Source organism: Alicyclobacillus sp. ALC3 (assembly GCF_028751195.1).
GTDB lineage: Bacteria > Bacillota > Bacilli > Alicyclobacillales > Alicyclobacillaceae > Alicyclobacillus_L.
In genome coordinates, this window is the sequence record NZ_CP066784.1 from 3,519,933 (window position 1) to 3,545,801 (window position 25,869).

At 56.0% G+C, this 25,869-nt stretch carries 18 protein-coding genes; 15 read left to right on the forward strand and 3 right to left on the reverse strand.

The window, feature by feature from the left end; genetic code table 11:
- Position 1: 1 nt before the first annotated feature.
- The 5 genes from JC200_RS16165 (at position 2) to JC200_RS16185 (ending at position 6,970) form a co-directional block, all read left to right on the forward strand.
- Positions 2 to 970, forward strand: a complete 969-nt coding sequence (locus JC200_RS16165; protein WP_274432715.1) for an ABC transporter ATP-binding protein — start codon at positions 2 to 4, stop codon at positions 968 to 970.
- A gap of 88 nt (positions 971 to 1,058) precedes the next feature.
- A complete protein-coding gene (locus JC200_RS16170) occupies positions 1,059 to 2,786 on the forward strand; it encodes an ABC transporter substrate-binding protein (protein WP_274432716.1) in 1,728 nt (575 codons plus the stop codon).
- Between the two features lie 174 nt (positions 2,787 to 2,960).
- On the forward strand, positions 2,961 to 3,920 hold the full coding sequence (locus JC200_RS16175; RefSeq protein ID WP_274432717.1) for an ABC transporter permease: 960 nt from the start codon (positions 2,961 to 2,963) through the stop codon (positions 3,918 to 3,920).
- Positions 3,921 to 3,934: 14 nt separating this feature from the next.
- Positions 3,935 to 4,846, forward strand: coding sequence for an oligopeptide ABC transporter permease (gene opp4C, locus JC200_RS16180; RefSeq protein ID WP_274432718.1), 912 nt, complete (start codon positions 3,935 to 3,937; stop codon positions 4,844 to 4,846).
- 396 nt (positions 4,847 to 5,242) lie between these two features.
- Positions 5,243 to 6,970: an ABC transporter substrate-binding protein gene (locus JC200_RS16185; RefSeq protein WP_274432719.1), complete on the forward strand. Its 1,728-nt coding sequence runs from the start codon at positions 5,243 to 5,245 to the stop codon at positions 6,968 to 6,970.
- A gap of 96 nt (positions 6,971 to 7,066) precedes the next feature.
- Here JC200_RS16185 and JC200_RS16190 read toward each other — a convergent pair whose 3' ends face one another.
- Positions 7,067 to 8,401, reverse strand: a complete 1,335-nt coding sequence (locus JC200_RS16190; protein ID WP_274432720.1) for a uracil/xanthine transporter — start codon at positions 8,399 to 8,401, stop codon at positions 7,067 to 7,069.
- 83 nt (positions 8,402 to 8,484) lie between these two features.
- On the opposite strand from JC200_RS16190, the gene JC200_RS16195 reads away from it, so the two are divergent.
- The 4 genes from JC200_RS16195 (at position 8,485) to JC200_RS16210 (ending at position 14,745) form a co-directional block, all read left to right on the forward strand.
- Complete coding sequence (locus JC200_RS16195) at positions 8,485 to 9,228, forward strand: HAD family hydrolase (protein ID WP_274432721.1); 744 nt, start codon at positions 8,485 to 8,487, stop codon at positions 9,226 to 9,228.
- A gap of 166 nt (positions 9,229 to 9,394) precedes the next feature.
- A complete protein-coding gene (locus JC200_RS16200) occupies positions 9,395 to 11,119 on the forward strand; it encodes a Na+/H+ antiporter NhaC family protein (protein ID WP_274432722.1) in 1,725 nt (574 codons plus the stop codon).
- 28 nt (positions 11,120 to 11,147) lie between these two features.
- Complete coding sequence (gene fdhF, locus JC200_RS16205; RefSeq protein WP_274432723.1) at positions 11,148 to 14,156, forward strand: formate dehydrogenase subunit alpha; 3,009 nt, start codon at positions 11,148 to 11,150, stop codon at positions 14,154 to 14,156.
- Positions 14,157 to 14,244: 88 nt separating this feature from the next.
- Complete coding sequence (locus JC200_RS16210) at positions 14,245 to 14,745, forward strand: helical membrane plugin domain-containing protein (RefSeq protein WP_274432724.1); 501 nt, start codon at positions 14,245 to 14,247, stop codon at positions 14,743 to 14,745.
- A 120-nt stretch (positions 14,746 to 14,865) separates the two neighbouring features.
- Here JC200_RS16210 and JC200_RS16215 read toward each other — a convergent pair whose 3' ends face one another.
- A complete protein-coding gene (locus JC200_RS16215; protein ID WP_274432725.1) occupies positions 14,866 to 16,284 on the reverse strand; it encodes a purine-cytosine permease family protein in 1,419 nt (472 codons plus the stop codon).
- 467 nt (positions 16,285 to 16,751) lie between these two features.
- Positions 16,752 to 17,276: a transcription repressor NadR gene (locus JC200_RS16220; protein ID WP_274432726.1), complete on the reverse strand. Its 525-nt coding sequence runs from the start codon at positions 17,274 to 17,276 to the stop codon at positions 16,752 to 16,754.
- 66 nt (positions 17,277 to 17,342) lie between these two features.
- Here JC200_RS16220 and JC200_RS16225 point away from each other — a divergent pair, with 66 nt between their 5' ends.
- From JC200_RS16225 to JC200_RS16250, 6 genes are all read left to right on the forward strand, one after another.
- The gene (locus tag JC200_RS16225; protein WP_274432727.1) at positions 17,343 to 18,893 is read left to right on the forward strand and encodes a glucose-6-phosphate isomerase; all 1,551 of its coding nucleotides are present in this window, start codon (positions 17,343 to 17,345) and stop codon (positions 18,891 to 18,893) included.
- 126 nt (positions 18,894 to 19,019) lie between these two features.
- The gene (locus JC200_RS16230) at positions 19,020 to 20,864 is read left to right on the forward strand and encodes an ABC transporter ATP-binding protein (RefSeq protein ID WP_274432728.1); all 1,845 of its coding nucleotides are present in this window, start codon (positions 19,020 to 19,022) and stop codon (positions 20,862 to 20,864) included.
- Entirely contained in the window at positions 20,861 to 22,660 is a 1,800-nt protein-coding gene (locus JC200_RS16235; protein ID WP_274432729.1) for an ABC transporter ATP-binding protein, read from the forward strand. Before JC200_RS16230 ends, JC200_RS16235 begins: the two co-directional genes overlap by 4 nt.
- Before the next feature lie 36 nt (positions 22,661 to 22,696).
- The gene (locus JC200_RS16240; RefSeq protein ID WP_274432730.1) at positions 22,697 to 23,614 is read left to right on the forward strand and encodes a hypothetical protein; all 918 of its coding nucleotides are present in this window, start codon (positions 22,697 to 22,699) and stop codon (positions 23,612 to 23,614) included.
- A 161-nt stretch (positions 23,615 to 23,775) separates the two neighbouring features.
- The gene (locus tag JC200_RS16245; RefSeq protein ID WP_274432731.1) at positions 23,776 to 24,279 is read left to right on the forward strand and encodes a hypothetical protein; all 504 of its coding nucleotides are present in this window, start codon (positions 23,776 to 23,778) and stop codon (positions 24,277 to 24,279) included.
- Between the two features lie 42 nt (positions 24,280 to 24,321).
- Entirely contained in the window at positions 24,322 to 25,854 is a 1,533-nt protein-coding gene (locus JC200_RS16250; RefSeq protein ID WP_274432732.1) for a hypothetical protein, read from the forward strand.
- Positions 25,855 to 25,869 lie beyond the last annotated feature (15 nt).

The window sequence follows — 25,869 nt, forward strand, 5'->3', positions numbered from 1 at the left end:
AGTGGCAGAGAATTTGCTGGAAGTCCGTGACCTTAAAAAGCACTTTCCAATTACAGCGGGTGTGTTCAAACACACCGTTGGTCATGTCAAGGCTGTGGACGGGATTTCGTTCAACGTCAAAGCAGGCGAGACGCTAGGTATTGTCGGCGAGTCAGGGTGCGGCAAGTCGACCGCTGGCCGGATGATTATGCGCGTACTCGAGCCAACTTCGGGTACGATACGTTTGGAAGGTCAGGACATTACGAAACTGGGCGGTTCTGCGCTGCGTAAAATTCGACCGAAGTTCCAAATGGTGTTCCAGGACCCGTACGCGTCGTTGAACCCGAAAATCGCCGTCGGCGACATCATCGCAGAGCCGCTCATTGTAAATGGAGTGGCGACGGGGAAACAAGCGCAAAAGCGCGTCGCAGATCTGCTTGAAACCGTTGGCCTGCGTGCGGAGGACCGCGTGCGTTACCCGCATGAGTTTTCCGGCGGGCAGCGTCAGCGCATCGGCATCGCGCGTGCTTTGGCGCTGAACCCGAAATTGATTGTAGCCGACGAAGCGGTTTCCGCACTTGACGTCTCAATTCAGTCCCAGGTCCTGAACTTGATGGTGGACCTGCGCAAGCAGTTTAACCTGTCCTACATCTTTATCTCGCATAACCTCGCAGTTGTGCGCCACATCAGCGACAGGGTAGCGGTCATGTACTTAGGCCACATTGTTGAGATCGCGGATAAACACGACCTCTACGAAAACCCACTGCACCCGTACACAACTGCACTGTTGTCAGCTGCGCCGGAACCCAAGCGGGAGGGTCGGCGGGAACGCATCATTTTGCAAGGAGATGTGCCAAGCCCAGCAAACCCGCCGACGGGCTGCCCGTTCCATACGCGCTGCCCGCAAGTGATGGATATCTGCCGTGTTCAACGCCCTGAACTCCGGGAGATCACGCCTGGCCACACAACAGCCTGCCATTTACACAACTAAGAGGCTGGCAATTCTGGAGGGTGCTGGTTTGCCGAGTGAAAGGTCGCTGAAATAAAAAAAGCTTCACGACATCTAAGGGGGTCACAGTATGAAGAAGCTGTCTAGGGCAAGCATAGCGACAATTGCTTTGGCGGGGTCGCTGACTGTTCTCGTCGCCGGTTGTGGCGCGGCAAACACAACAGGCGGCAGCGGTACAGGCGGCAACACCACGACGGCATCAGGCACGCCAGTGAACGGTGGGACGCTCAGCATTGGTCAGTTCACAAAGTGGAGCGACAACTTTATCCCAGGCATGGACAGCAGTTTGTACACGGCGAATGTCTACAGCTTTGTGTTCGATCCGCTGTTCAGTTTCAACAACAAGCTGGAACTCACGCCGTGGTTGGTTCAGTCGTACAGTTACTCGAACGGCAACAAGACCATCACGATGCACCTGCAGCCGAACGCCAACTGGTCTGACGGACAGCCCATTACATCGCAAGACGTACTGCTCTACATGAACTTTGTCGGTTCCAAGACGTACAACACGACATTGCAAGGACAGTACGGGTATCTCGTAGGTCCAGTCAAGGGCTCAGCCGAGTTGCTTAGCGGCAAGGCGACATCGTTCACGCAGACAGGCGGCTTCAAAATCATCAACAGCAAGACGTTCCAAATTAATTTGACAACTGCCGACGCATCGGCCCTTGCGGCTGATTTGTCGAGCATTACACCTGTTCCGTACCACATCCTTGGCAAGGTGCCGTTTAGCCAGTGGAAGACGAACGCTGAGAACACACTGCCGAAGGTTGTGAGTGGTCCGTACATCCCGACGGCTGCGGATGGCGCCGGCTCGCTCGTGCAATTGAAGGCAAACACGAAGTACTGGAAGGGCGCCCCACACATCTCGAACATCAACATTAAGTACGTCAGTCAGAATACTGAAGGCAGTCTGGTCATGAGTCATCAGCTCGGCTTCGCTCTGAACGGCTTGACACCGACCGACTATCTGACACTGACCAAGGCCAGTGGCGTATCCACCAAAACGTTGCCGGCGCTTGGTTTCGAGTACCTTGGGTTGCACGACAACAGTGCGCCGTGGAACAACGCAACGCTGCGCCAGGCTGTGATGTACGGCATCGACCACAAAGCCATCATCAACAACATCGAGAAGGGTCTCGCGAGCAAGATTGTCGGCCCCATTCCGTCTGTGAGTTGGGCTTATACCAGCCAAGGGATGAACCAATACAACTACAGTGTTTCGAAAGCAAAGTCCCTGATTCAGTCGCAGGGCTATAAGATGGGGTCGAACGGTTACTATCAGAAGAACGGTCAGACCCTTGGCTTCACAATTACGATTGGCCAGGGATCGACGACTGGCCAAGAAATTGCCGACTTGATTGCGAGTGACTTGAAACAAGTGGGTGTCAAGGTGACGGTGAACACGCCGCTTGCTTTCACCACTCTGATTACGGACCTGGAAAACAACAGCAAGAGCATTCAGGGCTGGATTGCCGGCTGGTCGCTCGGTACTGACCCAGACCCGCGCGGACTGTGGGGCTCCCAAGATGCTATGAACTTTGAACGTTGGGTCAACCCGCAAGATGATACGCTGATTAAGAACACGTGGTCTCTGCCGAGTGACTTCACGCAGGCTGGCCGCAAAGCAGCGTTCGCGCCATGGGAACGCCTAGTCAACCAGCAGGTGCCGCTGATTTTCCTGTATGAGAACAACAACAGCTATGCATTTACAAGCAAGCTGAACATCCCGGCAAGTGATTGGACATCGGCCGGTGAACTCCCACTCAACCCACAACAGTGGTGGCTGAGCAAGTAACAACTGGGTGGCTGCGGGACCTGCAGTGCGGGTCCCAGCAGTTCTTCACTGAACTTTGAAAACTATCTGCGACGTCAATATATTGTGTCGCAGTTGCGGATAGATGACGAGCTATGAATTGCCCACATGAATTAGGCCCACGGGGCTCAGTTGATTGAAAAGGAGGGACCGAAGTTGACGACGTATATCATTCGCCGCATACTCATCATGATCCCGATGCTGCTCGCGATTAGCATCATTGTTTTTCTCATGATGCATGCGGCCCCAGGAAGCGCTATAGATGCGGTTTTGAATCCGCACATTCAGAACCAGGCGCAGCTCATCGCAAACCTCAAAAAGCAGAACGGCTTGAATTTGCCGTTACCTGTCCAGTACGTGCACTGGGTCTGGGGCTTTGTCCGCGGGCAGTGGGGTTATAGCTTCGCACAGAGTGAGTCTGTCACGAAAGTCGTCTTTCCGGCCCTGAAGAACACCCTGCTTCTTGCCTCCATGGCAGAAATCATGATTCTCCTCTTCGGCATTCCGATTGGCATCCAGCAGGCCCGGCGCCCCTATGGTGCTTACGACAACACTGCGTCCGTGTTCTCGGTCGCCTTCTTCGCGATTCCGTACTTCATCGTCGCGATTTTCCTGCTCTTCCTGTTCGCAATTCACTGGCAAATTTTCCCACCTAATGGTGCGATTGGCACGGGGCCAAACAGCGGGTCCTTTCTTGACCACGTGCGTCATGCACTTTTACCAGCTATTTCGCTTGCCATTACTGCGATTGCAGTCTACAGCAGGTACACGCGGTCGTCCATGCTCGACGTCTCTCGTCGCGACTTTGTCCGCACCGCGTATGCCAAAGGATTGCGCGAAGGTGAAGTTTTTACCAAACACGTGTTTCGCAACGGGATGATTCCAATTGTCACCCAGTTTGGCTTGGATGTCGGCGGCCTCGCAGGTGGTGCGGTCATCTTGGAGGGGTTGTTTGCTTACCAAGGTATGGGGTACGTGACGCTTCAAGCGGCATCGCAACGCGACTACAACGTGATTATGGCGACCACCATGATCATTGCAATCATGGTGTTACTGGGTAACTTGCTTGCAGATATCATTTACGCGATGGTGGATCCGCGGATCCGCTACGACTGAGGAGGGGACTGGAGATGGCAAGTGAAATGGCCCTTCGGGACGCGCCAGACCAGAAACCATCGAGTGGTCGCGCGAGCAAGAGCCCGACGCAACTGGCGATTCGCCGCTTCATGCACAACAAACTTGCAGTGGCAAGCATGGTGGTGCTCGCTTTAATTGTGTTGGCTTGTTTAGGCGCGCCCCTGCTGACACATTGGGGACCGGTACAACTGGACTTCAACAACACGATGGCGCCCCCATCGGCACAGCACCTTCTGGGCACCAATGGTGAAGGCGCGGACTACTTTGCAATGGACCTCTACGGCGGCCGAGTTGACTTGCTGATTGGCCTCGTCGGCACGGTATTGATTCTAGCGATCGCGATTATCCTTGGTGGCCTTGCTGGCTACTACGGCGGTTGGGTCGATAACATCATCATGCGTGTCTGCGATGTGATGCTGAACTTCCCGTTCCTGCTGCTGATCATCGTCATTTCTTCGATTCTGCAGCACACCAACGTGTGGCTTTTGATTGCCGTGATTTCGGCGACAGGTTGGCCGGCCGTGACCCGTTTTGTCCGTGGCTTGTTCCTCTCCATGCGAGAGAGTGAGTTCGTCTTAGGAGCCAAAATCGCGGGCGCAGGCACGTGGCGCATTATTTTGAAGCACTTGTTGCCAAACGCGATTGGTCCACTCATCGTCAACGCGACATTCTTGGTTGCGAACCTGATTGGCGCCGAGGCTGCGCTGTCCATTGTCGGCTTTGGCGTGCAACCGCCGCAACCGTCTTGGGGAGACGTTTTAGCAGGCGCTGACGACTTCATTACGATGCAGACACAGCCGTGGGCGTGGTTGCCACCGGCGCTCGCCATCTCGGTTACAATCCTTTGTATCAGCTTTATCGGAGATGGCTTACGCGACGCGTTTGACCCAAGCTTCGAGAAGTAGTAGCAAATGTCTCGATCGCTCCGCTCACACCCTTTCGGTGGAGCGGAGCGGCCTTCGATATGTGCGTGGTTGTGCAAAGATTTCCTTTACAGTTTGGAGATTTTGTATATACAATAAGGTGCGGGATAAGAACCTATTTTGGTCAATAAACCGTAAAAAAATTTCACTTTTATTGTCGCGCTATTAAGGATTGTGAGAGGAATTAGACGGTAGGGACGAGCCTGATATCTCAGACAGACTTCTCTGTATTGTTGCAGGGGGATTCGTCACTGCTAGCTCAGCGGTCTTCAAGACGCCGCGGTTGCACGCGGTTAGGCTGCAGAACGTCCGCCCAACTGATGCACCCAAGGCGCTGAAGATAAATTGAAGGTCTATTTTTATCAAGGGGGCAAAGAAATGAAGAGAATGACGAAGGCAGGCGTGGCGACCATCGCGTTGACCGGAGCCATGACCATGCTGCTTGCGGGGTGCGGAGCTTCAACCAGCACTACCTCACCAGGAAGTACCACAGGCAACAGCACTACCTCGTCCGGCACCCCAGTGAACGGTGGGACGCTCACAATCGGTCAGACAACCAAGTGGACCGATCAGTTCATCCCTGGCATGGACGGTAGCTTGTACACGGCAAACGTCTACAGTTTTGCTTTTGATTCGATTTTGAACTTTAACAACAAGTTGGAACTCACACCGTGGTTGGTCAAGTCGTGGAGCTACTCCAATGGCAACAAGACCATCACGATGCACCTGCAGCCACACGCAAACTGGTCTGACGGCAAGCCCATCACTTCTCAGGATGTTTTGCTGTACATGAACTTCGTCGGCTCCAAGGTCTATAACACGACCTTCCAAGGTCAGTACGGCTATCTCGTACAACCAGTCGTGGGGTCCGCTCAACTCCTGAGTGGTAAAGCCACCTCTTTCACACAGACTGGCGGCTTTAAAATCATCAACAGCAAGACGTTCCAAATCAACCTGGCGACGGCAGATGCCTCGGCTTTGGCGGCTGACCTGTCTGGCATTACACCGCTACCGTACCACATCCTCGGCAAAATCCCGTTCAGCCAATGGAAGTCGAACGCCTTTAACACACTGCCTCAAGTCGTGTCCGGCGCCTACATTCCAACGAAGGCGGATAAGAGCGGTACACTGGTCGAATTTACGGCGAACAAGCACTACTGGAAAGGTGCCCCGCACATCTCCAACATTGATATCAAATACGTCAGCCAGAGCACAGAGGGCAGTTTGGTCGAGAGCGGCCAGTTGGGCTTCGCGCTCAACGGTCTGACGCCAACGGACTACTTGACGCTGAAAAAGGCGAGCGGCGTGACGACTAAGACTCTGCCGGCTCTTGGCTTCGAATACCTTGGCCTGCATGACAACTCGGCACCGTGGAACAACGCAACGCTGCGCCAAGCGGTGATGTACGGCATTGACCACAACGCCATCATCAACAGTGTTGAGAAGGGTCTGGCCAGCAAAATTGTCGGCCCGATTCCTTCCGTCAGTTGGGCATATACCACACAGGGTATGAAGCAGTACAACTACAGCGTCTCCAAAGCCAAGTCCCTGATTCAGTCCCAGGGCTATAAGATGGGGTCGAACGGTTTCTACCAGAAGAGCGGGCAGACCCTCGGCTTCACCATTACGATTCCGACGGGTTCTCAAACGGCGACGGAAAATGCCGACCTGATTGCGCAGGACATGCAAAAAGTCGGCGTGAAAGTGACCGTCAACACGCCAATCAATTTCACAACCATGATTACAGACCTCGAAAACAACAGCAAGAGCATTCAAGGCTGGCTCGCTGGTTGGTCGCTGGGTACCGACCCAGACCCACGTGGACTGTGGGGCTCGACAGACGCCTTCAACTTCGAACGTTGGGTCAACAAGACGGACGATACCCTCATCAAGAACACGTGGTCCTTGCCGAGTGACTTCACGCAGGCTGGCCGCAAGGCAGCGTTCGTGCCTTGGGAACAGTTGGTCAACAAGCAGGTACCGCTTATCTTCCTGTACGAGAACAACAACAACTACGCCTTTACAAGCAAGCTGAACATTCCGGCAAATGACTGGACGCCAGCTGGAGAGTTGCCGCTAAACCCGCAACAGTGGTGGCTCAGCTAATAAGGTTTGGCCAAGTGTTTTAAAGGGGTCCGCCGTGCGGACCCCTTTTTCTCGTTGTGGATTAACTTTCAATTTCAAGCTGACACGCTACTGGGATTAGCTGTGGGGAGTCACTTGCGCTGTCCACCGTTCCCAGGGAACCAGATTTTCAAGTAGCACGGAAAACAGGATTCCGACCAACATCCCGTTCGCACAGATGCCCTGCGCAAAGCCGGGCAGACTTTGAAAGACGGTTGCGGGCATGCTCAAAATCGCCAGTCCAATCAAGACGGGACCGGCGATACGAAACACCGTTCGAAAGTCGATCGTCAGTCCTTGCAGGTTATGCAGCGCTGAACCAAACAACTGAAAGTAGGCAATCACAAGGACCGCGTCGCCGATGCTGATGGGCAGTCGCGAGAAAAATCCGGCCAGTTGCGGGATCAGGCCAAGCAGTGTAAACAGAGCTGCCCCGACGATAAAGGGCGCACGGCTGAGCAGTCGTGTGGTGCGTAAAAAACCGATGGAAGATGTGTATGGGGCATACGGGACGACAGCGAGAGGGCCGCTTGTAAATGTCAACATCCCCGTTAGCAGAAACGACCTCCGAAACTGTGCGGAAGTCACGGCTGAATTGAACAATGGTTCACTCGCGCGCAACGTCGCAATCGTGTTCGTCGTGTTGATCAGTGCAGTCACGACTGTGGCCGTGACAATCCCGGCGTTCCACGCGGGATGACCCCAGGCGAAGGTTTGTGTCACATCCTGCAAGTTAGGCCGCACGACTGGCGAAGCAGCGTGGATGAACAGGTGGTAAGCGAACCAGCCAAGGGTAATCCCAATAAGAATCGAGAAGTTGCTGAGCAACCCCCGCCCCGCAATCGTCAACACGGCGACCAAAATAGATACCGCGATGGCTAGGCCGGCAACGCTTGGAGTCAGGTGCCCGTTGGCATCGATGCCGAGCATCCCGCGAAAGAAGATGTCCACGAGCTGAGAGGCGAGCAGCATCAGGAGCACGGCCATCACAATCGGCGTAAACAACCGGTTCAAGACTCTGTACAGGCCAAACACGCCCAACAGCACAATCGCCAGACCGCCAAGCATCATGCCGCTCTCCATGCTGCCGCCGACTGTAGTCAGTGAGAGCCCCGAACTGACGCCAATGTTGGCGAGACTGAGGATGAGCCCCCACCATAACCCGGACTGACCCTCCATGAGCGGGAGTTTGTGGCCGAACAGGACCTGCAGCAGACAGGCAATACCTGTGACGATGAAGGACCGTGCCATGTCACCGCTGACAGCCGGGTCTGACAAGTGAAACGCAGCGCCAATTGACAGTGGGATGACTACTGTGTTGGCGAACATAAAGCCGAGCCATTGCACACCAGCGAAGCCTGTGATGACAATGCCGCTGGCGCGAACTGAATTGTTGCGGGGAGTCGGGGCCAAACAGCGTCCTCCTTTTCATGTTTACTTCTCTATTTTACATTACGACAAGGCGTAGTACGATGATGAACAGGAGTGTGATGTGGTTGAAAGCATACGATGTCATCTTCTTTGATCTCGACCATACGCTGGTCGATACCCGTGGTCAGTACAAAGAGGGACTTGCCGTTTCACTCAAACAGGTGTACGCGGACAAAGCGCCGGCGGGGTTTGCGGACAAGTTTTTGCGCCACCACGAAGCATTGTGGGGCCAATACGACCGCCGTGAGATTACCATGCAGACGTTGCGCAGACAGAGGTTCTTGCGCGCCTGGCGCGACTACGGCGTCTCGAAGTCGGACGACGAAGCAGACCATTTTCACGAAGTGTACAATGCAACTTTTGAACACACGTTGCATCCATTTGCGGGAGTGCTCGACCTCGTGCAGACGCTTGCAGGCGACCACCGACTAGGTATTATCACCAACGGATCTCCGGACCTGCAGTGGCGCAAACTCGGCATTGCCGGGCTGCAGCCGTATTTTGCTCAGGATGCCGTCGTGATTTCCGAAAACATCGGCAAAGCGAAACCTCATCCCAGCGTTTATCAGGCCGCGTGTGACGCGCTTTCTGTGGCCAAACAAGACGCACTGATGGTCGGGGACAACTTTGTTGCCGATGTCCAGGGTGCCCGTAACTTTGGCCTCGATGCCCTCTGGTTTCTTCCGGATCCGCAGGAACCGTTGTCTGCCCTGACATGTACATACGGTGAAACCCCGATACTTCAGGCCACAGAGGTGGCTGCAGCCATTTCCGCCCTTGAGCGCCAGCGCAAAAGTTCCCCCCGCTGATTCTCTTCCCAGTATGAATTCGCACCGAATTGAAGATTTTCAAACAGGCGTATGATGCCAAACGAATCGGGGATCCTGAAACGCGAGAGACTGCGCTGGTTTGCCCAGCGCGGTTCGCTTCCGGATCGGCTGTCCTTTCTGGATGTCGGTAGAAAGGAGTGCTGCGATGTACGCCTCTTTCTGGTCGTTGTTGCCCTTTCTCATGGTGATCCCGATTGCGTTGTGGACGCGACAGGTGTTGCCAGGTCTGATGGTCGGCTTACTGGTAGGCTCGTACATGACTCATCCAACTCTGCTGGGTGGCATTTCTGCCACGCTCGGTTACATTCTCAAAGAGCTCGCCATCCCAGATAACCTGAGGTTGCTGGTGTTCCTGTACGGATTTGGCTCATTTGTCGGCCTTGTGCGAGTCACTGGTGGAGTGAGCGGGTTTGCAGCTTGGGTATCCAAGCGCATCCGCACGACCCGTGCTGCCTTTGCCATGACTTGGCTGTCGTCGTTCGCGACCTTCATGGCGCCGGATTTTCGAATCATCACGGTTGCACCCGTGATGAAAAGTGTCTTCGAGCGACTGCATGTGTCCACAGAGCGTGTCGCCTACGTAATCGACCTGACATCGACTCCGCTGATTGCCATTGTTCCGATTGGTACAGCGTTTGTCGGCTACATGGTGGGCCTGCTGCAGACGTCGTCGCGCCATCATGGACTCGCGTTGACATCCTTTCAGTTGTTCTTGCAAACCATCCCGCTGAATTTTTTCTCGATCGCGATGATTGCCTTAGGCCTCTTTCAAACGTTCTGGCGCAGCTCGCCGGAACGTGCGCCTGCTGCCGCTCAGAATGCAGCACCGGAGGAGCGCGAACAAACCAACCGCGACCAGACGGGGGCGGTTTTTGGACCCGCGCGCCCAACTGTGTACGCTCGCGGACTGGACCGGCGCGAGCGGCCCATTGGACGCCGCGGCTGGCGGGTGTCAACCTTCCGCGCAAAAGTGATTGGGTATGCCCCCGTAGAAGCAGGCGACGAGTTGACACCGGCCCGCAGTGCACCTGTCGCACAAGCCACGGCGGCCAGACAAAATTCGGAACGTCGTGCAGCTCAGACTGACACAAAACAAGCGGTCGCACAAGAAACAAAGACAGATGTCACTGCGGCCCCTCAAGTGACACCGCCTGAGGCTCTTGAAGTTCTGTCCGAACAGGCCCGGCCAAACGTCTGGAACCTGGCCGTTCCACTCGTCATCTTGCTGGTACTCACGCTGTGGTTGACGTGGTGGAATGGGCACTTTCACAGTCCGACCTTGTTCGGCGCCTTAGCTGCAGCCAACGCCTCGCAAGCCATGCTTCAAGCGCTCCTGATTACACTGGTCGTCATGGTCGTTTGGTACTCTGTAGGGCGCCTGCCAATCAGCCGGACGATGTTCGGGTTTGTCGCGGGCGGCAATGAAATGATGAGCGTACTGCTCTTGTTGGCATTGGTGTGGGCAGTCTCAGCCGTGTCGACGGACCTTGGATTCTCGGTGTATGTGCAGCGTGCTATTGGCCACTTGGTGCCAGGTGCGTTCATCGCACCCGCTCTGTTTGTCTTCGGTTGCCTCATCTCGTACGTGATTGGGTCGTCGTTTGGCACGTGGGGCATTTTGTTGCCATTAGGTTTTACGCTTGCCAACAGCACGCATGCCTCACTCGCCCTTGTCGCAGGGGCGGTGTTTGCAAGTGGGACGTTCGGCGGTTTCGCGTCTCCGCTCAGTGACAACACCGTTGCCATGGCAACCGTGATGAAACTGCCCACCATGGCATATGCGCACTACAAGTTAAAACCAGCGTTGCTTGCCGCCGGTGTCTCTACAGTGGCGTACGGGCTCGTTGGCTGGCTCGCACCGGGCGTGTAGTCTGTGAATTCAATGGAGGTGAACGACAATGGAGTTGACGGAAACCGCACGTCAAATCGGCGTTGAGGTGGACGGGCAGTCTGTGCTCGTTGCAGACAGGGCCACTGTGTTGGACGCCGTTCTCGCAGCGACGGGAGATTTTCCGCACGTCTGTTATCACCCTGCGCTCAGTCCGATTGAGACCTGTGACACGTGCATGGTTGAGATCGGAGGGAAGTTGCTTCGGGCCTGCTCGACGCCTGCTGCGGATGGTATGCAGGTGAGAAGCAAAGCTGTAGCAGCACGGTTTGCCCGCAAAGAAGCGATGGACCGCATCTTGCATAATCACGAGTTGTACTGCACAGTTTGCGACAACAACAACCAGAACTGTACGGTGCACAATACAGCAATGATGATGAGGATTGAACACCAGAAGTATCCGTTTGAACAAAAGCCATACGAACAGGACAACTCGAACCCATTTTACCGCTATGACCCCGACCAGTGCATACTCTGTGGCCGCTGCGTGGAAGCCTGCCAAAACCTGCAGGTCAGCGAAGTGCTGTCGATTGACTGGGAGCGGGAACGTCCGCGCGTCATTTGGGACGATGACCGGCCAATCAACGAGTCGTCCTGCGTGTCTTGTGGGCACTGCGTCACGGTCTGCCCGTGCAATGCGCTGATGGAGAAGAACATGCTTGGCGAAGCAGGCTTCTTAACTGCGATTGCCCCACCAGTGTGGGAATCCATGATAGACATCACGAAAGACGTCGAACCGGGCTATGGAGCCATCTTCACCGTCTCCGAAGTTGAGGCAGAAATGCGTCAGGCGCGCATTGAAAAGACGAAGACAGTCTGCACGTATTGCGGCGTGGGGTGCAGCTTCGACATCTGGACGAAGGGCCGAAAAATCCTGAAAGTAGAACCGCAGATGGAAGCGCCTGCGAACCAGGTGTCGACCTGCATCAAGGGGAAGTTCGGGTGGGACTTCGTCAACAGCCCGGACCGGCTGTTACAACCCCTCATTCGCAAAGACGACACCTTTATCCCCGTGTCGTGGGACGAAGCACTGGAGTACACCGCGACGCGGCTTGCCGAGATTCGCGACAAGCACGGTCCGAATTCTATCGGCTACATTTCCTCTTCGAAGTGCACGAACGAGGAGAACTACCTGATGCAGAAGTTTGCCCGCGCGGTGATGGGAACCAACAACATCGACAACTGCTCTAGATACTGCCAGACGCCAGCGACCGAGGGTTTGCGTCGGACGATGGGGCTAGGCGGCGATACGGGGTCGATCAAAGACATCGAGAACGCCGAACTCGTGATGGTGGTTGGCGCGAATCCAGCGGAGTCACACCCGGTGCTGTCGACACGCATCAGGCGGTCCCACAAGAAGCGGGGGCAGAAACTGATCGTCGCCGACCTTCGCAAGAACGACCTGGCGCAGCGGGCAGACATTCTCTTGCACCCGGCCCCTGGCAGTGACCTCATTTGGCTGTCGGCGGTGACCAAATACATCATCGACCAGGCTTGGCACGACAAAGGATTTCTGGCCCGACGCGTCGATGGGTTCGAAGACTATGCGAAGTCGCTCGAACAGTTCACACTCGACTACGCGGCCGAGCACACCGGCGTCCCGAAAGAGACACTCGTCGCGACTGCTGAGATGATTCACAACGCCGGGTCGGTTTGCATTTGCTGGGCGATGGGCGTGACCCAACACATGGGTGGCAGCGATACGAGTACCGCGATCTGTAACTTGCTGCTCGTTACTGGCAACGCGGGGCGGCCGAACGTTGGCGCGTATCCGCTGCGCGGTCACAACAACGTGCAGGGCGCTGGCGACATGGGCTGTGCACCAGCGTATTTCCCGGGTTACGAGCGTATCGATGACGACGACGTGCGGGCGAAATGGGAGCAGGCCTGGGGAGCAAAGCTGCCCACAACCCCTGGGTACGACAACCACCAAATGGTCGAAGGCATTCACAAGGGCGAGGTCAAGGCGATGTACCTGTTTGGTGAGGAGATGGCAATCGTCGACTCCAACGCCAACCACGTGCAACAGGCGTTCGAGCAACTCGAGTTTTTTGTCGTACAGGATGTGTTCTTTAGCAAGACGTGTGAGTTTGCCGACGTGATTTTGCCAGCGAGTCCGAGCCTCGAAAAGGAAGGGACGTTTACCAACACGGAGCGTCGCATCCAGCGGCTGAACCAAGTGTTTGAGCCGCTCGGTGAGTCCAAGCCGGATTGGCGAATCATCACTGAGTTGGCCAACAGATTGGGCGCGAACTGGACGTACACTCACCCCAGCCAGATCCTCGAAGAGGCATACAGCAGCACAGAACTGATGTCCGGCGTCACTTGGGAGCGTCTGGACGGGTACAAGAGCCTCCAGTGGCCAGTTGCCTCAGACGGTACAGATACCCCCGTGTTGTACCTTGACGAGTTTGCGCTGTCAGGGGGCAAAGCCAAGCTGTATCCGGTAGAGTGGACGCACCCGCTCGAGTTGGAGGCGCAGTACGACCTGCACTTGAACAACGGCCGGATGTTGGAGCACTTCCACGAGGGCAACCTGACCTATCGCGTACAAGGCATCAAGGAGAAGGTGCCGACGACGTACGTCGAGGTCTCACCGGAACTCGCGAAAGAACGAGGAATTGACACAGGATCGACCGTTCGCCTCCTCTCTCCGTATGGTAATGTAAAGGTACGTGCGGTCGTGACGGACCGAGTACAGGGCAAAGAGCTGTACCTGCCGATGAACTCGCCGAAGGACACCGAAGCCGTTAACTACCTGACGAGCAGTTACCACGACAAAATTACGCACACGCCTGCGTATAAGGAAATATCGGTGCGTATGGAGGTTCTTTGCGCGAAGGGTGAGTCGCCGATGAAACGCGGCAACTTCCGACTCGGCAACCCCAACCCGCAACCCGGTGTGAACGTCGACAAAAAGTGGGCGCGCAGTGACTACGATTCGCTGGTCGGAACAGCCAAAGGTGTCGCGGCACGTGTGGATTCGGTCGGTGTGGTGGCAGAATCGACGAATGCGTAGGGAATGGGAGAGGTTGGTGCCCGGATGCGGGCGATTCGTCTCCTAAAGCGTCCGCAATTTGCATGAGTGTATTTCAGGGGGGAAGCGAATGGCACGAGCAACTATGGAAATCGCAAAGCCGGAGGTCACACCTGAAGAGGCGCGTGCTCATGTGCTCGCACGCATTGAAGAAGCGCTTGCGAAGCATGAGGGCGGTTTCGTTCAATGGCTGGAGTTGATGGACGAACTGCACGAGAAGGGCCTGCTCGACATCGTCACGGCGTTACTTCGTCGCGGTGACCGGGTGCTGGAGATTGTCGTTCGCGTTGCGGAGGAACCAGGCGGGCTGGCCCTAATCAAAAACGCCATTGCGTTGGTTCAAGGCATGGGGCAACTCGATACGCAGGCGCTCGGGGACCTGTTCGGTAAAGTAAACGCAGGCTTACGCGGCATGACAGCGAGCGACCGTCCGGAGGTGACCGGCGCTTGGAGTGTGATGCAAGCCATGCGTGACCCTGATGTCAGCCGTGGGCTGAGCCTCGCATTCGGGTTCCTGAAGGGCCTCGGCCAAGCCGCTGGCGGTGAGAACGGAGTAGGCTCCGGGGCGTGACGGGGCGAGTTGAACAGAGAGAGGGGCTCTCCCAAGTGGCATTCGCTAACTGGGAGAGCCCCTTCGTTGTTTTGTAGGCTGGTCACGGGACATCCGGTGGGGGGTGGCCCCTGCGTGCGTTCAGCGAACGCGCGCGCCACCATCTACTGGGCCAGTTAGACTCGTGCTTCGTCGAGCTGTCACTGCCATGTATGCTCCGGCGGCCACGATGAACCCGACGTAGAACGTGAGGTCGGTGCCCCCTAAAGCTTTTGCGACAGGCCCTACATAGTACGGTGCATTCATGAACGGTACCGAAGCGGCGATACCGACCAGGAAACTAAGGAGCCCCTGCCACACGACTGGCTGTGTCTTGCGCCAATCAACCGCAGCCGCGCGGTGGCGACGCAGGAAGTAGTAGTCGGCGAAGAGGACGCCGAGCCACGGTGTAATCCAATACCCGAGCAACAGCAGAAAATTATCGTAATTCGTCTCAAAGTGTCCGGAGCCAAGGAGGCTCAAGGTCAGGCCAAGCGCGCCAGCAGCAACCGCCAGTAGCCAGCGCGGGACACGGATATCGAAGGCGCCTGCGGACAACGCGTTGGAGTAGAGGTTGAGCGCGTCCGCGGCCGTGCCACCGAGGATGATGGCGATGACCGCGACGGTACCGAATCCGCCCATGACGAAGTGGAGAGCCGCGATTGGGTCCGATGCGCGCGACCCGGCGAGGACTGCGACCATGAGCCCTACGAGTTCCAGCCACACGGAGGCGATAAACGAACCGAAGAAGGCGTTGCGAACAACTCGAGCCTTTGACACGTCCGCCCGCAGATAACGACTGTAGTCGGACGCGTACGAGCTCCAACTCCCGATATAGGAGAACGCGGCCGCGACCATGATCGCGAACATCGGCCAAAGCGCTGTCCCATGCGGGTGATACGCGGCGAGTGCAGATGGGTGGCGCAAGGCCATCACGGTTGCCACAATAAACAGCGCACCAAGGACGACGGAGATGATGCGCTCGTACATGTGAATCAAGTTGTGACCGTAGATGGCGAGCAATCCTTGGACAATCACGAGCAGACCTGCCCCTTGCCAAAACGCCAGATGCGGAAACAACACCTGCAGGCCGAACGTACCGAGAATGTTGTTGACGGTAAACCATCCGATTGTGCTGATGTAGTTCAGCGCTGCTGGCAAATATCCGCCCACGCGCCCAAACGTGTAGCGCGAGATAATCAACTGTGGTACGCCATAGGTCGGGCCCATCGCTGCGCTTAGTCCAAGCACGAGGGCGCCCATCGCGTTGCCCGCAAGGATGGCCACAATACTCCACGTCCAAGGCAAACCAAGGGATACAGGCAGGAAGCCGAGGGCAAAGTCCGCGATCGTCAAATTACTACCCAGCCACAGCGTGAACTGCTGCCAAGTTGCCCCGTGGCGCTCTGAATCTGCCACGGGATCGACGCCAAACGGTTCGACTGCCAGCACTCGGTCGCCGTACCTGGCCCCGCCCCGCTCAGTTTGCGACACAGCCTCGGACGCTGCACGAGTTGACATGAGATGTGAGCCCCTCTCCGCTCGCAATGAGATAATAGGTGTATATACACGCATTCAATGTGTATATACACCTGAATGAACAAGAGTGCAATAGTGCAAGCGAGGAAAGCACATGGGGGGTGTTCGTTCTCTCGGGGGCGTGGCAAGTGCCTAATTGGCGGTATTGTGGCTACTTTCGGGCTGATAGCGCCATTCTGGCGCTATCGGTGTGGGTCGCTCGGCCTGTTAACGCCAAATTGGCTGGGCAAGAAGAGGTCGAAAATGTCGCTAAAGACCACTGAGTTGGGGTGATAGCGACATTTTTGCACTTGTCTCGCCGTCCGTGGGTCAAGGATTGAAGGTTAGCGACGCAGGCGTCGCTAACCGACCAAATTGGCCGCAGCCAATCGGTTGCATCCGCCCCGTCTAGCACCAGTTTGGCTTCGCAGTCTAGGCGCTAAACTGGCAAGCCACCGCAAGCACAGCCTCTACTCGAACACTTGGATGCCGATGCGGCGCAGTTCCGCGATGGCCTCTTGCAGGCGTTGAAGGCTGGGATATGCGACGTTGTGCAGGTGGTGGCCATCGGTGAGCGATGAGAGGAACGTCGCGTTTGACTTCGCACACTGTTGCATAAACCACTCCACGTCTTTGCGCGAAGACAAGTGGAGCGACCCGTGCAGTTCCCCGTAGAGAGGATGTTCGACGGTGACATCGAGGACGCTGATGCCGTGATCGACAAGAGTAAACAGTTCGTCCGCCGTTTGATCCGGTCTGTGGCAGACGGCTAAAATGTGAGTGGGACGGACGTCTGCGTTCTCGGACGTCTGCAGCCAGTAACCGCGCGGTGTCGAGAGGATGTTGATTCCGGCCGCTCGAAGCACAGCAATGTCGTGCACGACGACCTGGCGAGTCACTTCACACGCTTCGGCGAGGCGAGTCCCTGTGATTGGATCGCGCTCGTCTCGGAGCATTTGTAACAAGCGCTGTCGTCGCGGTGTCAAGTCGGCCAATTCTCACCCCTCCATTCCACCTTTTCTGATTGAATATGATAGCATAAGCCCAACGAGGTGACAGACATGACAGAACTCATCCACTTAGATTTGACGCACGCACACCCCTTTGTTAATCCGGCTGACTGGCGGCACCCCTCTGCCTGGGCGGACATACAGGCACGCCTCTTGCGAGGCGATGTAGCGGGCGGCGACTTTCTCGGTTGGCTGCACTGGCCAAGCGACATCTTGAATGCAAGTCACACCGCCACCAAAGGTCCATCGTTGTCCGGCGCGAGCACGGCGAACCACTTCAACACAGCGAACGACCCAGGTGCGGCGGACCAGACCTTAGACACAACCCCGTCCGCGACTGTGCTCGATCGCGTACTCGAAGCAGGTGCAGACATTCGTAGTCGCGCGGAGGCGCTTGTCGTGATTGGCATCGGCGGGTCGTATTTAGGCGCGCGGGCGGCGTTCGATTGGTGCAAATCGGCATACTACAACCAATTGCCGCGAGAGCAGCGCGGTGGACCGGAACTGTACTTTGCGGGAAACCATTTAAGTGCGACCGAACTGCGCGATCTGATGGCGGTGCTCGAAGGCAAGTACGTGGTCCTCAATGTCATCTCGAAGTCCGGCGGAACGACAGAACCCGCGGTGGCGTTTCGAGTTCTGCGCGACTGGCTAGTCAATCAGGTCGGCCCGCAAGAGGCAAAACGCCGGATTTACGCCACGACTGACGCTGCGAAGGGCGCGCTGAAGCAGTTGGCGGACAAGGAAGGCTACGAAACGTTCGTGATCCCGGACGATATTGGCGGCCGCTTCTCCGTGTTGACGCCGGTTGGCCTCTTGCCGTTGGCCGCGGTGGGTGTCGATGTGGTCCAGATGCTGGCGGGCGCTGCCGAAATGGAGGCATACCTCACAAGGCCGATTCGTTCCGGTGTTAGCGGCAGACCGAACGACACAGGCGGGGCACTAGGCGAGGCCGGAAGACAGGACGAAACAGCCGAACAGCACCGTACAGGTAGGGATGACATCTCCGTAGGAGAGGAGTTCGCCGAGAATCCAGCCTTTGTTTATGCGGCTGTGCGCAACGCGCTGTACCAGGGTGGATACGGGACCGAAATTCTCGCCTTCTATGAGCCCGGACTGCGAAGCTTTGCGGAGTGGTGGAAACAGCTGTTCGGCGAAAGTGAAGGCAAAGATGGCAAAGGTATTTTTCCGGCGTCGGTTGGCTTTACGACCGACCTGCACTCGCTCGGACAGTTTGTCCAGGATGGCACTCGGAATCTGTTCGAAACGGTGTTGTGGGTGGAGAACGCACAGACGCACCAGACTGTACCCGCCGCCGCGGACATTGAAGACGGTCTCGAGTACCTCGCGGGACGGCCAATTGGCGAAATCAACGAGGCAGCCTACCTAGCGACGCAGGACGCGCATGTGTCAGGCGGAGTGGCAAACCTGACCCTGACTGTAGCTCGCCGGGACGAGCGAACACTTGGCGCCTTGTTCTACTTTTTCGAGTACGCGTGTGCAGTCAGTGCGCTCATGCTCGGTGTCAATCCGTTTAACCAACCAGGCGTTGAAGCGTACAAAGGCAACATGTTTCGGCGTTTAGGCAAGCCTGGGTATTAAGTGCGGTTCGCTGCGGGCAGATGTCCGACATCAGACTCGATAATAGAGCGTGTGATTCAGTACACCAGCAAGCGTGAGGTCGGCCCATAAGCAAGCTTGGAATTAAGCCATGGGCGCGTTACAGCAATGGTTGTTACAGAACTGGTTAACTGGTTGTTACAGAACTGGTTAACTGGTTGTTACAGAACTGGGTGTTACAGCAATGGAAAGAGGGGACGCGCGATCGACGACCCGAACAAGCTGTTAAAGGAGTTTATCTGGTCAAAAAAGTGGATTTATGGCGCCGGTATTTTCTCAATTCTCGTATCCGAACTCATTCTGGTGCAGTTTCCAAATATCCTCGGTCAATTCACGAACACCCTGTCGCAAGGCCAACTGACTATGCATGGGGTGGTCGTGTACAGTTTGAAACTTGCGCTCGTCGGAGTCCTCTACGTCATCCTCTACGGCGTTGGGCAGATGACGAACGGCCGTACCGGTCGGCAGTTTGAGTACTTGTTGCGTCGCCGCTTGTTCGCGCACTGGGAGACGCTGTCGACGGCGTACTTCCGCGGACGCAGTATCGGCGATTTACTGAACCACGCCATGAGCGACGTGCAAACCGTCCGTGAATCGCTGTCCGGCGGCATGAACATGATGAGCAACGCAGTCTTTCTGCTCGCGTCAACGTTGTTTATGACATTTCGCACCGTCAGTGTCACGTTGACTCTGGTCAGCATGATCCCGATTTTGTTCGTTCCGCTGTTCGTCATCTGGATGGGTCCAAAGGTTCGCAGTGCCTCACGTCAAGTACAAGAGTCGCTCTCCGATATGGCAGAACTGACCGAGGAGAGCCTGAGTGCAGTGCGCCTCGTCAAGGCGACGGCGAACGAGTCGATTGAGGCGAAGCGTTTTGAACGCCGCGTTGACGCCATTGTATCCAAGCAGATGCATTTGTTTCGCCGGAGCGCTATGTTTCAATCGTTAATCCCGCTGATGGGTTCAGTCAGTTTCGTGATCGCCCTAGGCTACGGTGGCTATCTTACACTCATCGGCGACATAAAACTGGGCGGCTTTGTCGCGTTCACGCTGTACCTCGGGATGCTGACGACGCCTTTGCAACAGATCGGCTTCGTGATCAACAACTTCCAGCGCGCCTCCGCTTCGCTCGCCAGGTTGAAGACGCTGTTGCTCGAGGCGCCTGACATTGTCGACCCGCAGCACCCGGTCGAGCTTGGCACTGTGCACGGGGCCATTCGCATTGACCTCCCTGAATACCACTATCCCGACGGCGATCACGCCGCACTCCGGGACATTTCCCTCCACGTGAGTCCGGGGGAGACGGTCGGGATTGTCGGCCGTACGGCGTCCGGAAAGACGACGCTCGTCAACCTGTTGTTGCGGATTTTTGACCCGCCGCCAGGCACAGTCTTTCTGGACGGTGTGGATACCCGCGAACTACGCCTGGCAGCGCTTCGCGAGGCCATTGCCTATGTCCCGCAAGACGGTTTTCTGTTCTCGACGACCGTTGGCGAAAATATCTCCTTTGGCCGTGAGGATGCGACCCCACACGAGATTGCAGAGGCCGCGCGCTACGCCTGCATGTATGATGAGGTCCAGGAGTTTCCGGACAAATTCAACACCGTCATTGGCGAGCGCGGCGTCGCACTTTCAGGCGGTCAGAAGCAGCGAACGGCGATTGCTCGGGCGTTTTTGAAGGAAGCGCCGGTGCTTGTCCTCGACGACAGCCTGTCAGCTGTTGACATGAACACAGAGAAGACAATTCTGTCGCACCTGCGCGAACTTCGTCAGGACAAGACAACGCTCATCATCGCGCACCGGTTGTCCGCAGTGCGGCATGCGGATCAGATTCTCGTCCTTGATGATGGTCAACCGATTGAACACGGCACGCATGACGAATTAGTGGCCGCAGGCGGCGTCTATGCCGAAATGTACGCCATGCAACAGGAGACAGAGGAGGTGACCGCATGAGCACCAGTCTGGATGCCATGCCTTCGGCACGGCGGGGGAACATGAAGAGTCTGTTCCAGTTGCTCCCGTATGCGCGGCCGTTTCTCTGGAACTTCATCGGCGTACTCGTCCTTGTGGCAATTTACAACGCGACGAGCGTATTGCAGCCGTACCTGGTGAAAATCGCGATCGACAGCGATCTCTCCGGCCATCATCCAAATTTACACGGCGTGTACCTCATTGCGGCAGTGTACGCAGGCATTGTGCTTGTCGGACTCGCGGCGAACTATGCGCAAATTCAGCTGCTCCAGTACTCTGGGCAGAGCATCATACGAGCCATTCGACTCGACCTGTTCACCCATATTGAACGGCAGAGCATGGCATTTTTTGACCGCAACGCCATTGGTCGACTCGTGACCAACGTCTCCAACGACACAGAAACCGTGAGCCAGTTCTTCACGCAATTTTTCCTCAGCATGGTGCGCGACGGCTTGGCGATTGTGATGATCGTCGTCGCCATGTTTGAACTCGATGGGCGCATTGCATCCTACGCGATGTTGATCATCCCGGTCATTGCGCTCATCTCTCTAGGCTTTCGCTCCGCGCTGCGGCGAGCGTACCAGACGACGCGATCACGGTTGTCAAACGTCGTCGCGTTTCTCGCCGAAAACCTCGCCGGCATGCGCATCATCCAGGTATTTCACCAGGAACCGCGGCAGAACCGCGCATTCAACCAACTGAACGAAAGTCATCGTCAGGCCAACGTCCACGAGTACACCGTCTCGGTCATGTTTAACCGTGTGCTTGAACTCCTTGGCAATGTCGCAGTGGCTGCAGTCGTGTGGGTCGGCGGCGGCGCTGTGTTGCACAAGGTGATTTTGTTTGGAACCCTGTATGCGTTTATTAGCTACATTCAACGCTTCTTTCAACCGATCAACGCCATCACGCAGCAGTGGAATACCTTGCAGTCCTCCATGGTCGCCGCAGAGCGCATCGGGCGAGTGCTGTCCGTCGTGCCAGCGATTGAGGATGCACTTCACCCGGTCGAAGTCGCAGACGCTGAGGCTGTGCAAGGACGGGTCGAGTTCAATCATGTCACGTTTGGCTACTCAGCTGATGCGCCGGTGTTAAAGGACATATCGTTTCTGGTCGAACCCGGTCAGTTTATCGGGTTCGTCGGCGCCACCGGGGCGGGTAAGAGTTCCGTTATGAGTTTGCTGGCCCGTTTTTACGAACCTCAGGACGGAACCATCACACTCGACGAGATAAACGTCCAGGACTACCGCCAGACGGACCTCCACCAACTTGTTGGGTTGGTGCAACAGGAAGTGAACCTGTTCACAGGGTCAGTGGCCGACAACATTCGGCTGTTTCGCGCGGATATCGACGACGCGTGGGTTGTGGAGTCTGCGAAGACAGTCGGGGCACATGACATCATTGAGCGCTTACCAGATGGCTACCAGACACGGCTCTATGCAAAGGGGACGAATCTTTCGATGGGTGAACGTCAACTCATCTCCTTTGCTCGCATCGTCTGCCTGAACCCACGCGTGTTAATTCTCGACGAAGCCACTGCTAATCTCGACAGCCAGACTGAAGCTCTCGTGCAGCATGGGCTTCAGGCGGTGGCAGAGAATCGTACGACGCTAGTCATCGCGCACAGACTTTCAACAGTCCGCCACGCGGACCGGATTATTGTGCTCGATAAGGGTCGCATCGTTGAGCAGGGCAACCACACCGAATTGATGGCGATGGACGGTCGCTACCGGAAGTTGGTGGAGAAGTCCGGGATCGAGTTAGAACCGTCTGTGATATGATGGGACCACGCGCACAAATGGGGAAGGAGGCGTCGGATGAGCTACCGAGATTTGGCAACGGTGTCCGGAGTGCAGAGCGTATGGGGGCTAATCGGTGCGACGTTTCGCCACTACGGTAGAGATTTTCCGTCAATCTTAGCGGCATCTGTATTCGTACAGGTTCCGTACTTTGTGCTCAGTTTCTTGTTTAACCACCAATCGACTGCGACTGCGCCAATTAACTTGGCAAAGTTGCAACATGTGACAAGCTTCCAGCAGTTGGTGAAACTCGAGCAACAGGCTGGTGTTGCTCCCCAGCCGATTACCTGGGTACTGATGTTCCTCAATTTGCTCCTTGTGACACCGCTTTTGTACGGCATCATTGTGCAGTTGGTCCTGCATGAACGTCATCGCGATTCCGGAGGAGTCAGACGTGTGCCCGCCTTGTTTTCGCAAGCCTTTCATCGACTTGCCAGCGCCGTCGGTAGCCTTGTCTTGGCATCGCTGTTGGTGATGTTTGCCGTTTTGGCTGGAATGGCCGTCATTGGTCTGTTTGTTGCCGTATTTGCAGCAGTTAACCTGCCGACCGGCGTCGTAGGCGCGGTTGTCGTATTGCTTATCATCGGTCTTTTCTGTGTCTTGATTTGGGTCGGGGTGAAAATCGTCGCTGTGATTCCTGTGGTGTATGCTGAAGGTGTAGCGGGCATTTCGGCCGTAGCTCGGTCGGCACGACTTGCGCAGCGCAACGCGTGGCACATCATTGGATTTGTATTGTGCATATATGTCATAACGACAGTTGTTCGCTTAGTCCTTTCAGCTCTTGCGCTAGGTCTGGTTCAAAATGCCACAGGCGCGTCTATCGTTGCAGATTTTCTGTCGCTGTTCACTGAGCCATTTATGTTGGTTGGAATGACGCTCCTCTACGTGAATCTGCGTATTCGCGCAGGTGTCTCTAAGGGAGCTCTGGAACGGTAAGGAGTCGAGAGAGCCCGTTCGGTTGGCAGGGGATTTGTCGTCCCGAAGCGAAGTGTACACTCACGTTTCTACGAAATCGTCCTACTGTTCGAATGACAGACTTGTGCTGCTAAACGTGACCATTTCACGCAAGCAGTGTCAGCAAAGGGGCGGGTCTGCGCATGAATCACTTTGTGTCTGAACCGCAGCAGTCATCATCGCACTTTGGCGAACGCCTGGGCCCTGCATCGGAGCGAGCGTCGGAGCGAACGGGCGATACAGGCGCCAAACCAAGTTCTGGCGACGTGATCTGGTTCTCGGTTCGCGCGGCCGGTGTGTCTGTGACGATTCGAGGCGTGCTGCCAACAAACTGGACGTTCCTCTTAATTGACTTCAAGAAGCGAATGCGGCCTATCCCGATTCCGACCCGACGTGAGCTAGTTCGCCATATGTGGCGCCAGTTTGCTGAGTTGCCAATGGTAGATGTTGTGAGGGATTTGCACAGTTCCCGGCGTGTTTCTATGTTCGGCCAGGCTACCGGTAAACAATGGCCCGCCGAACGACTTTCATCGGCGGTGGATTCTCCCCAGTTTGAGGTCTGTGACTATGTGTCGCCAGACGACATGTTGCGGATTCTTCACACGGTATCCAGGGCGGTGCGCCGTCGCACACGCTGGCCGTGGTAGGGGTTTGACATCATTAGTGAATGCAGAAGGGCTGGGACGCGGGTGAGTGAAGTGAGTTCAGGACCGAACAAGCGATCCGTGTGGAGGACATTGACCGCACACGATCCAGACGGTCCGTGGTGGCACAGGCTTCTGACCATCCAGACACTAGTGTTGTGCATCTGGTTGGTGGGCTTCGCAGTTTACGTCATCAGCCCCATCTCTGACCCCGACACTCCGTGGCACCTCGCGACCGGACGTTACATCTTGTCGCACCACACGATTCCAACCACGGACCCATTTTCGTGGTCCATGCGCGGCCATCCCTGGGTGACTCAGGAGTGGCTGTTTGAAGTAATGCTCGCCTGGCTTGTCAATCACTTTCAGTACGCTGGTGCTTGGTTGCTCTTGGTTGGCGTTGAGACCATCACGGTGTTCTTCATGTACGCGACAGGCGTGCGAGTCTCGGGCGGGAACCGCATCGTTGCGGCCATTACATCCGTGCTTGGGGTGTTCGCCGGGCTCGTGTTTTGGGTTATCCGTCCGCAAATCATCTCGTACCTCATGTTCGCCGTCTTCATGTGGGTACTGCAGAAGGTCCGCGATGGAGAATTCCGAGTGTTATGGTTTGTACCGCTACTGTTTGTGTTGTGGACAAACTCCCATGGTTCGGCAAGTATCGGCATCTTTATGTTGCTACTTGAAGTGCTCATCAGCTTTATCCCCCGACTGGGCCGCTTTGAGAAACTGCGGCTGCCGAAGGGGGCGCGTCGACGCTTGCTCGCCGTGATGGTAGTGGGCTTCTTCGCTGGTCTCCTCAACCCGAACGGGATGAAGGCTTATACATACGCGCTGTTATCAACCGATCCGTTGATGACCAACAACATCGTGGAATGGTTTTCCCCAAACTTCCACATGCAGTACTTTGAGTATGGCGTACTGCCGTTTATTATTGTCACCTTCTTCGTCATCCTCGCGCGCCGCAAGTCCATACCGATGCGAGAGACGTTGTATTTCGGCGGTGCTTTCGCCATGACCTTAATCCACCAGCGGTTCATGCCGTACGTCGCCATTGCCGCAAGCCCCATGCTCTCTGCAGCACTGTCTGATGCCGTGCCGCGTCTGTTGCGGCCCTCACGTCTCATCCGCATGGTGAACGGTGCGCTGTGCCTCGTCGCCCTCTTCGTGTTTGGAACTCGCCTGCCGCAAATTCAGGGGTCGTTTTCCAGTCACATGGACCGTGCGGCGTACCCGATTGCAGCGGTGAATTACATCGAACAGCACCACCTACTCAACCACAGAAAGTTGCTCAATCTCTACAGTTGGGGTGGGTACCTGATCTACCGGCACATCCCGCCGTTTATCGACGGCAGAACAGACATCTATTTGCAGAACAACACCTTTTCAAACTACCTCGCCATCCAAAACATGAACTGGAACGGCCCCCTCTTGATGAGTAGTTACAATTTCAGCATCGTGCTGTTCCCGCCAGGTTCGGTTCTAGCCACGTACCTCTCCAGTCAACCCGGCTGGACAAGCGTGTACCAAGATGGAACAGCTGAAGTCTTTGTCAAACAAAAGACCGTTTCGCCATAGTCGGTACATGGAACC

What these genes read in the sequence shown, in the direction of transcription:
- JC200_RS16240 (WP_274432730.1), top strand. Translation starts at nt 22,697, where the DNA reads ATGAGCTACCGAGATTTGGCAACGGTGTCCGGAGTGCAGAGCGTATGG.
- JC200_RS16170 (WP_274432716.1), top strand. Translation starts at nt 1,059, where the DNA reads ATGAAGAAGCTGTCTAGGGCAAGCATAGCGACAATTGCTTTGGCGGGG.
- JC200_RS16215 (WP_274432725.1), bottom strand. Translation starts at nt 16,284, where the DNA reads ATGTCAACTCGTGCAGCGTCCGAGGCTGTGTCGCAAACTGAGCGGGGC.
- fdhF (WP_274432723.1), top strand. Translation starts at nt 11,148, where the DNA reads ATGGAGTTGACGGAAACCGCACGTCAAATCGGCGTTGAGGTGGACGGG.
- JC200_RS16185 (WP_274432719.1), top strand. Translation starts at nt 5,243, where the DNA reads ATGAAGAGAATGACGAAGGCAGGCGTGGCGACCATCGCGTTGACCGGA.
- JC200_RS16200 (WP_274432722.1), top strand. Translation starts at nt 9,395, where the DNA reads ATGTACGCCTCTTTCTGGTCGTTGTTGCCCTTTCTCATGGTGATCCCG.
- opp4C (WP_274432718.1), top strand. Translation starts at nt 3,935, where the DNA reads ATGGCAAGTGAAATGGCCCTTCGGGACGCGCCAGACCAGAAACCATCG.
- JC200_RS16225 (WP_274432727.1), top strand. Translation starts at nt 17,343, where the DNA reads ATGACAGAACTCATCCACTTAGATTTGACGCACGCACACCCCTTTGTT.
- JC200_RS16245 (WP_274432731.1), top strand. Translation starts at nt 23,776, where the DNA reads ATGAATCACTTTGTGTCTGAACCGCAGCAGTCATCATCGCACTTTGGC.
- JC200_RS16230 (WP_274432728.1), top strand. Translation starts at nt 19,020, where the DNA reads ATGGTTGTTACAGAACTGGTTAACTGGTTGTTACAGAACTGGTTAACT.
- JC200_RS16235 (WP_274432729.1), top strand. Translation starts at nt 20,861, where the DNA reads ATGAGCACCAGTCTGGATGCCATGCCTTCGGCACGGCGGGGGAACATG.
- JC200_RS16210 (WP_274432724.1), top strand. Translation starts at nt 14,245, where the DNA reads ATGGCACGAGCAACTATGGAAATCGCAAAGCCGGAGGTCACACCTGAA.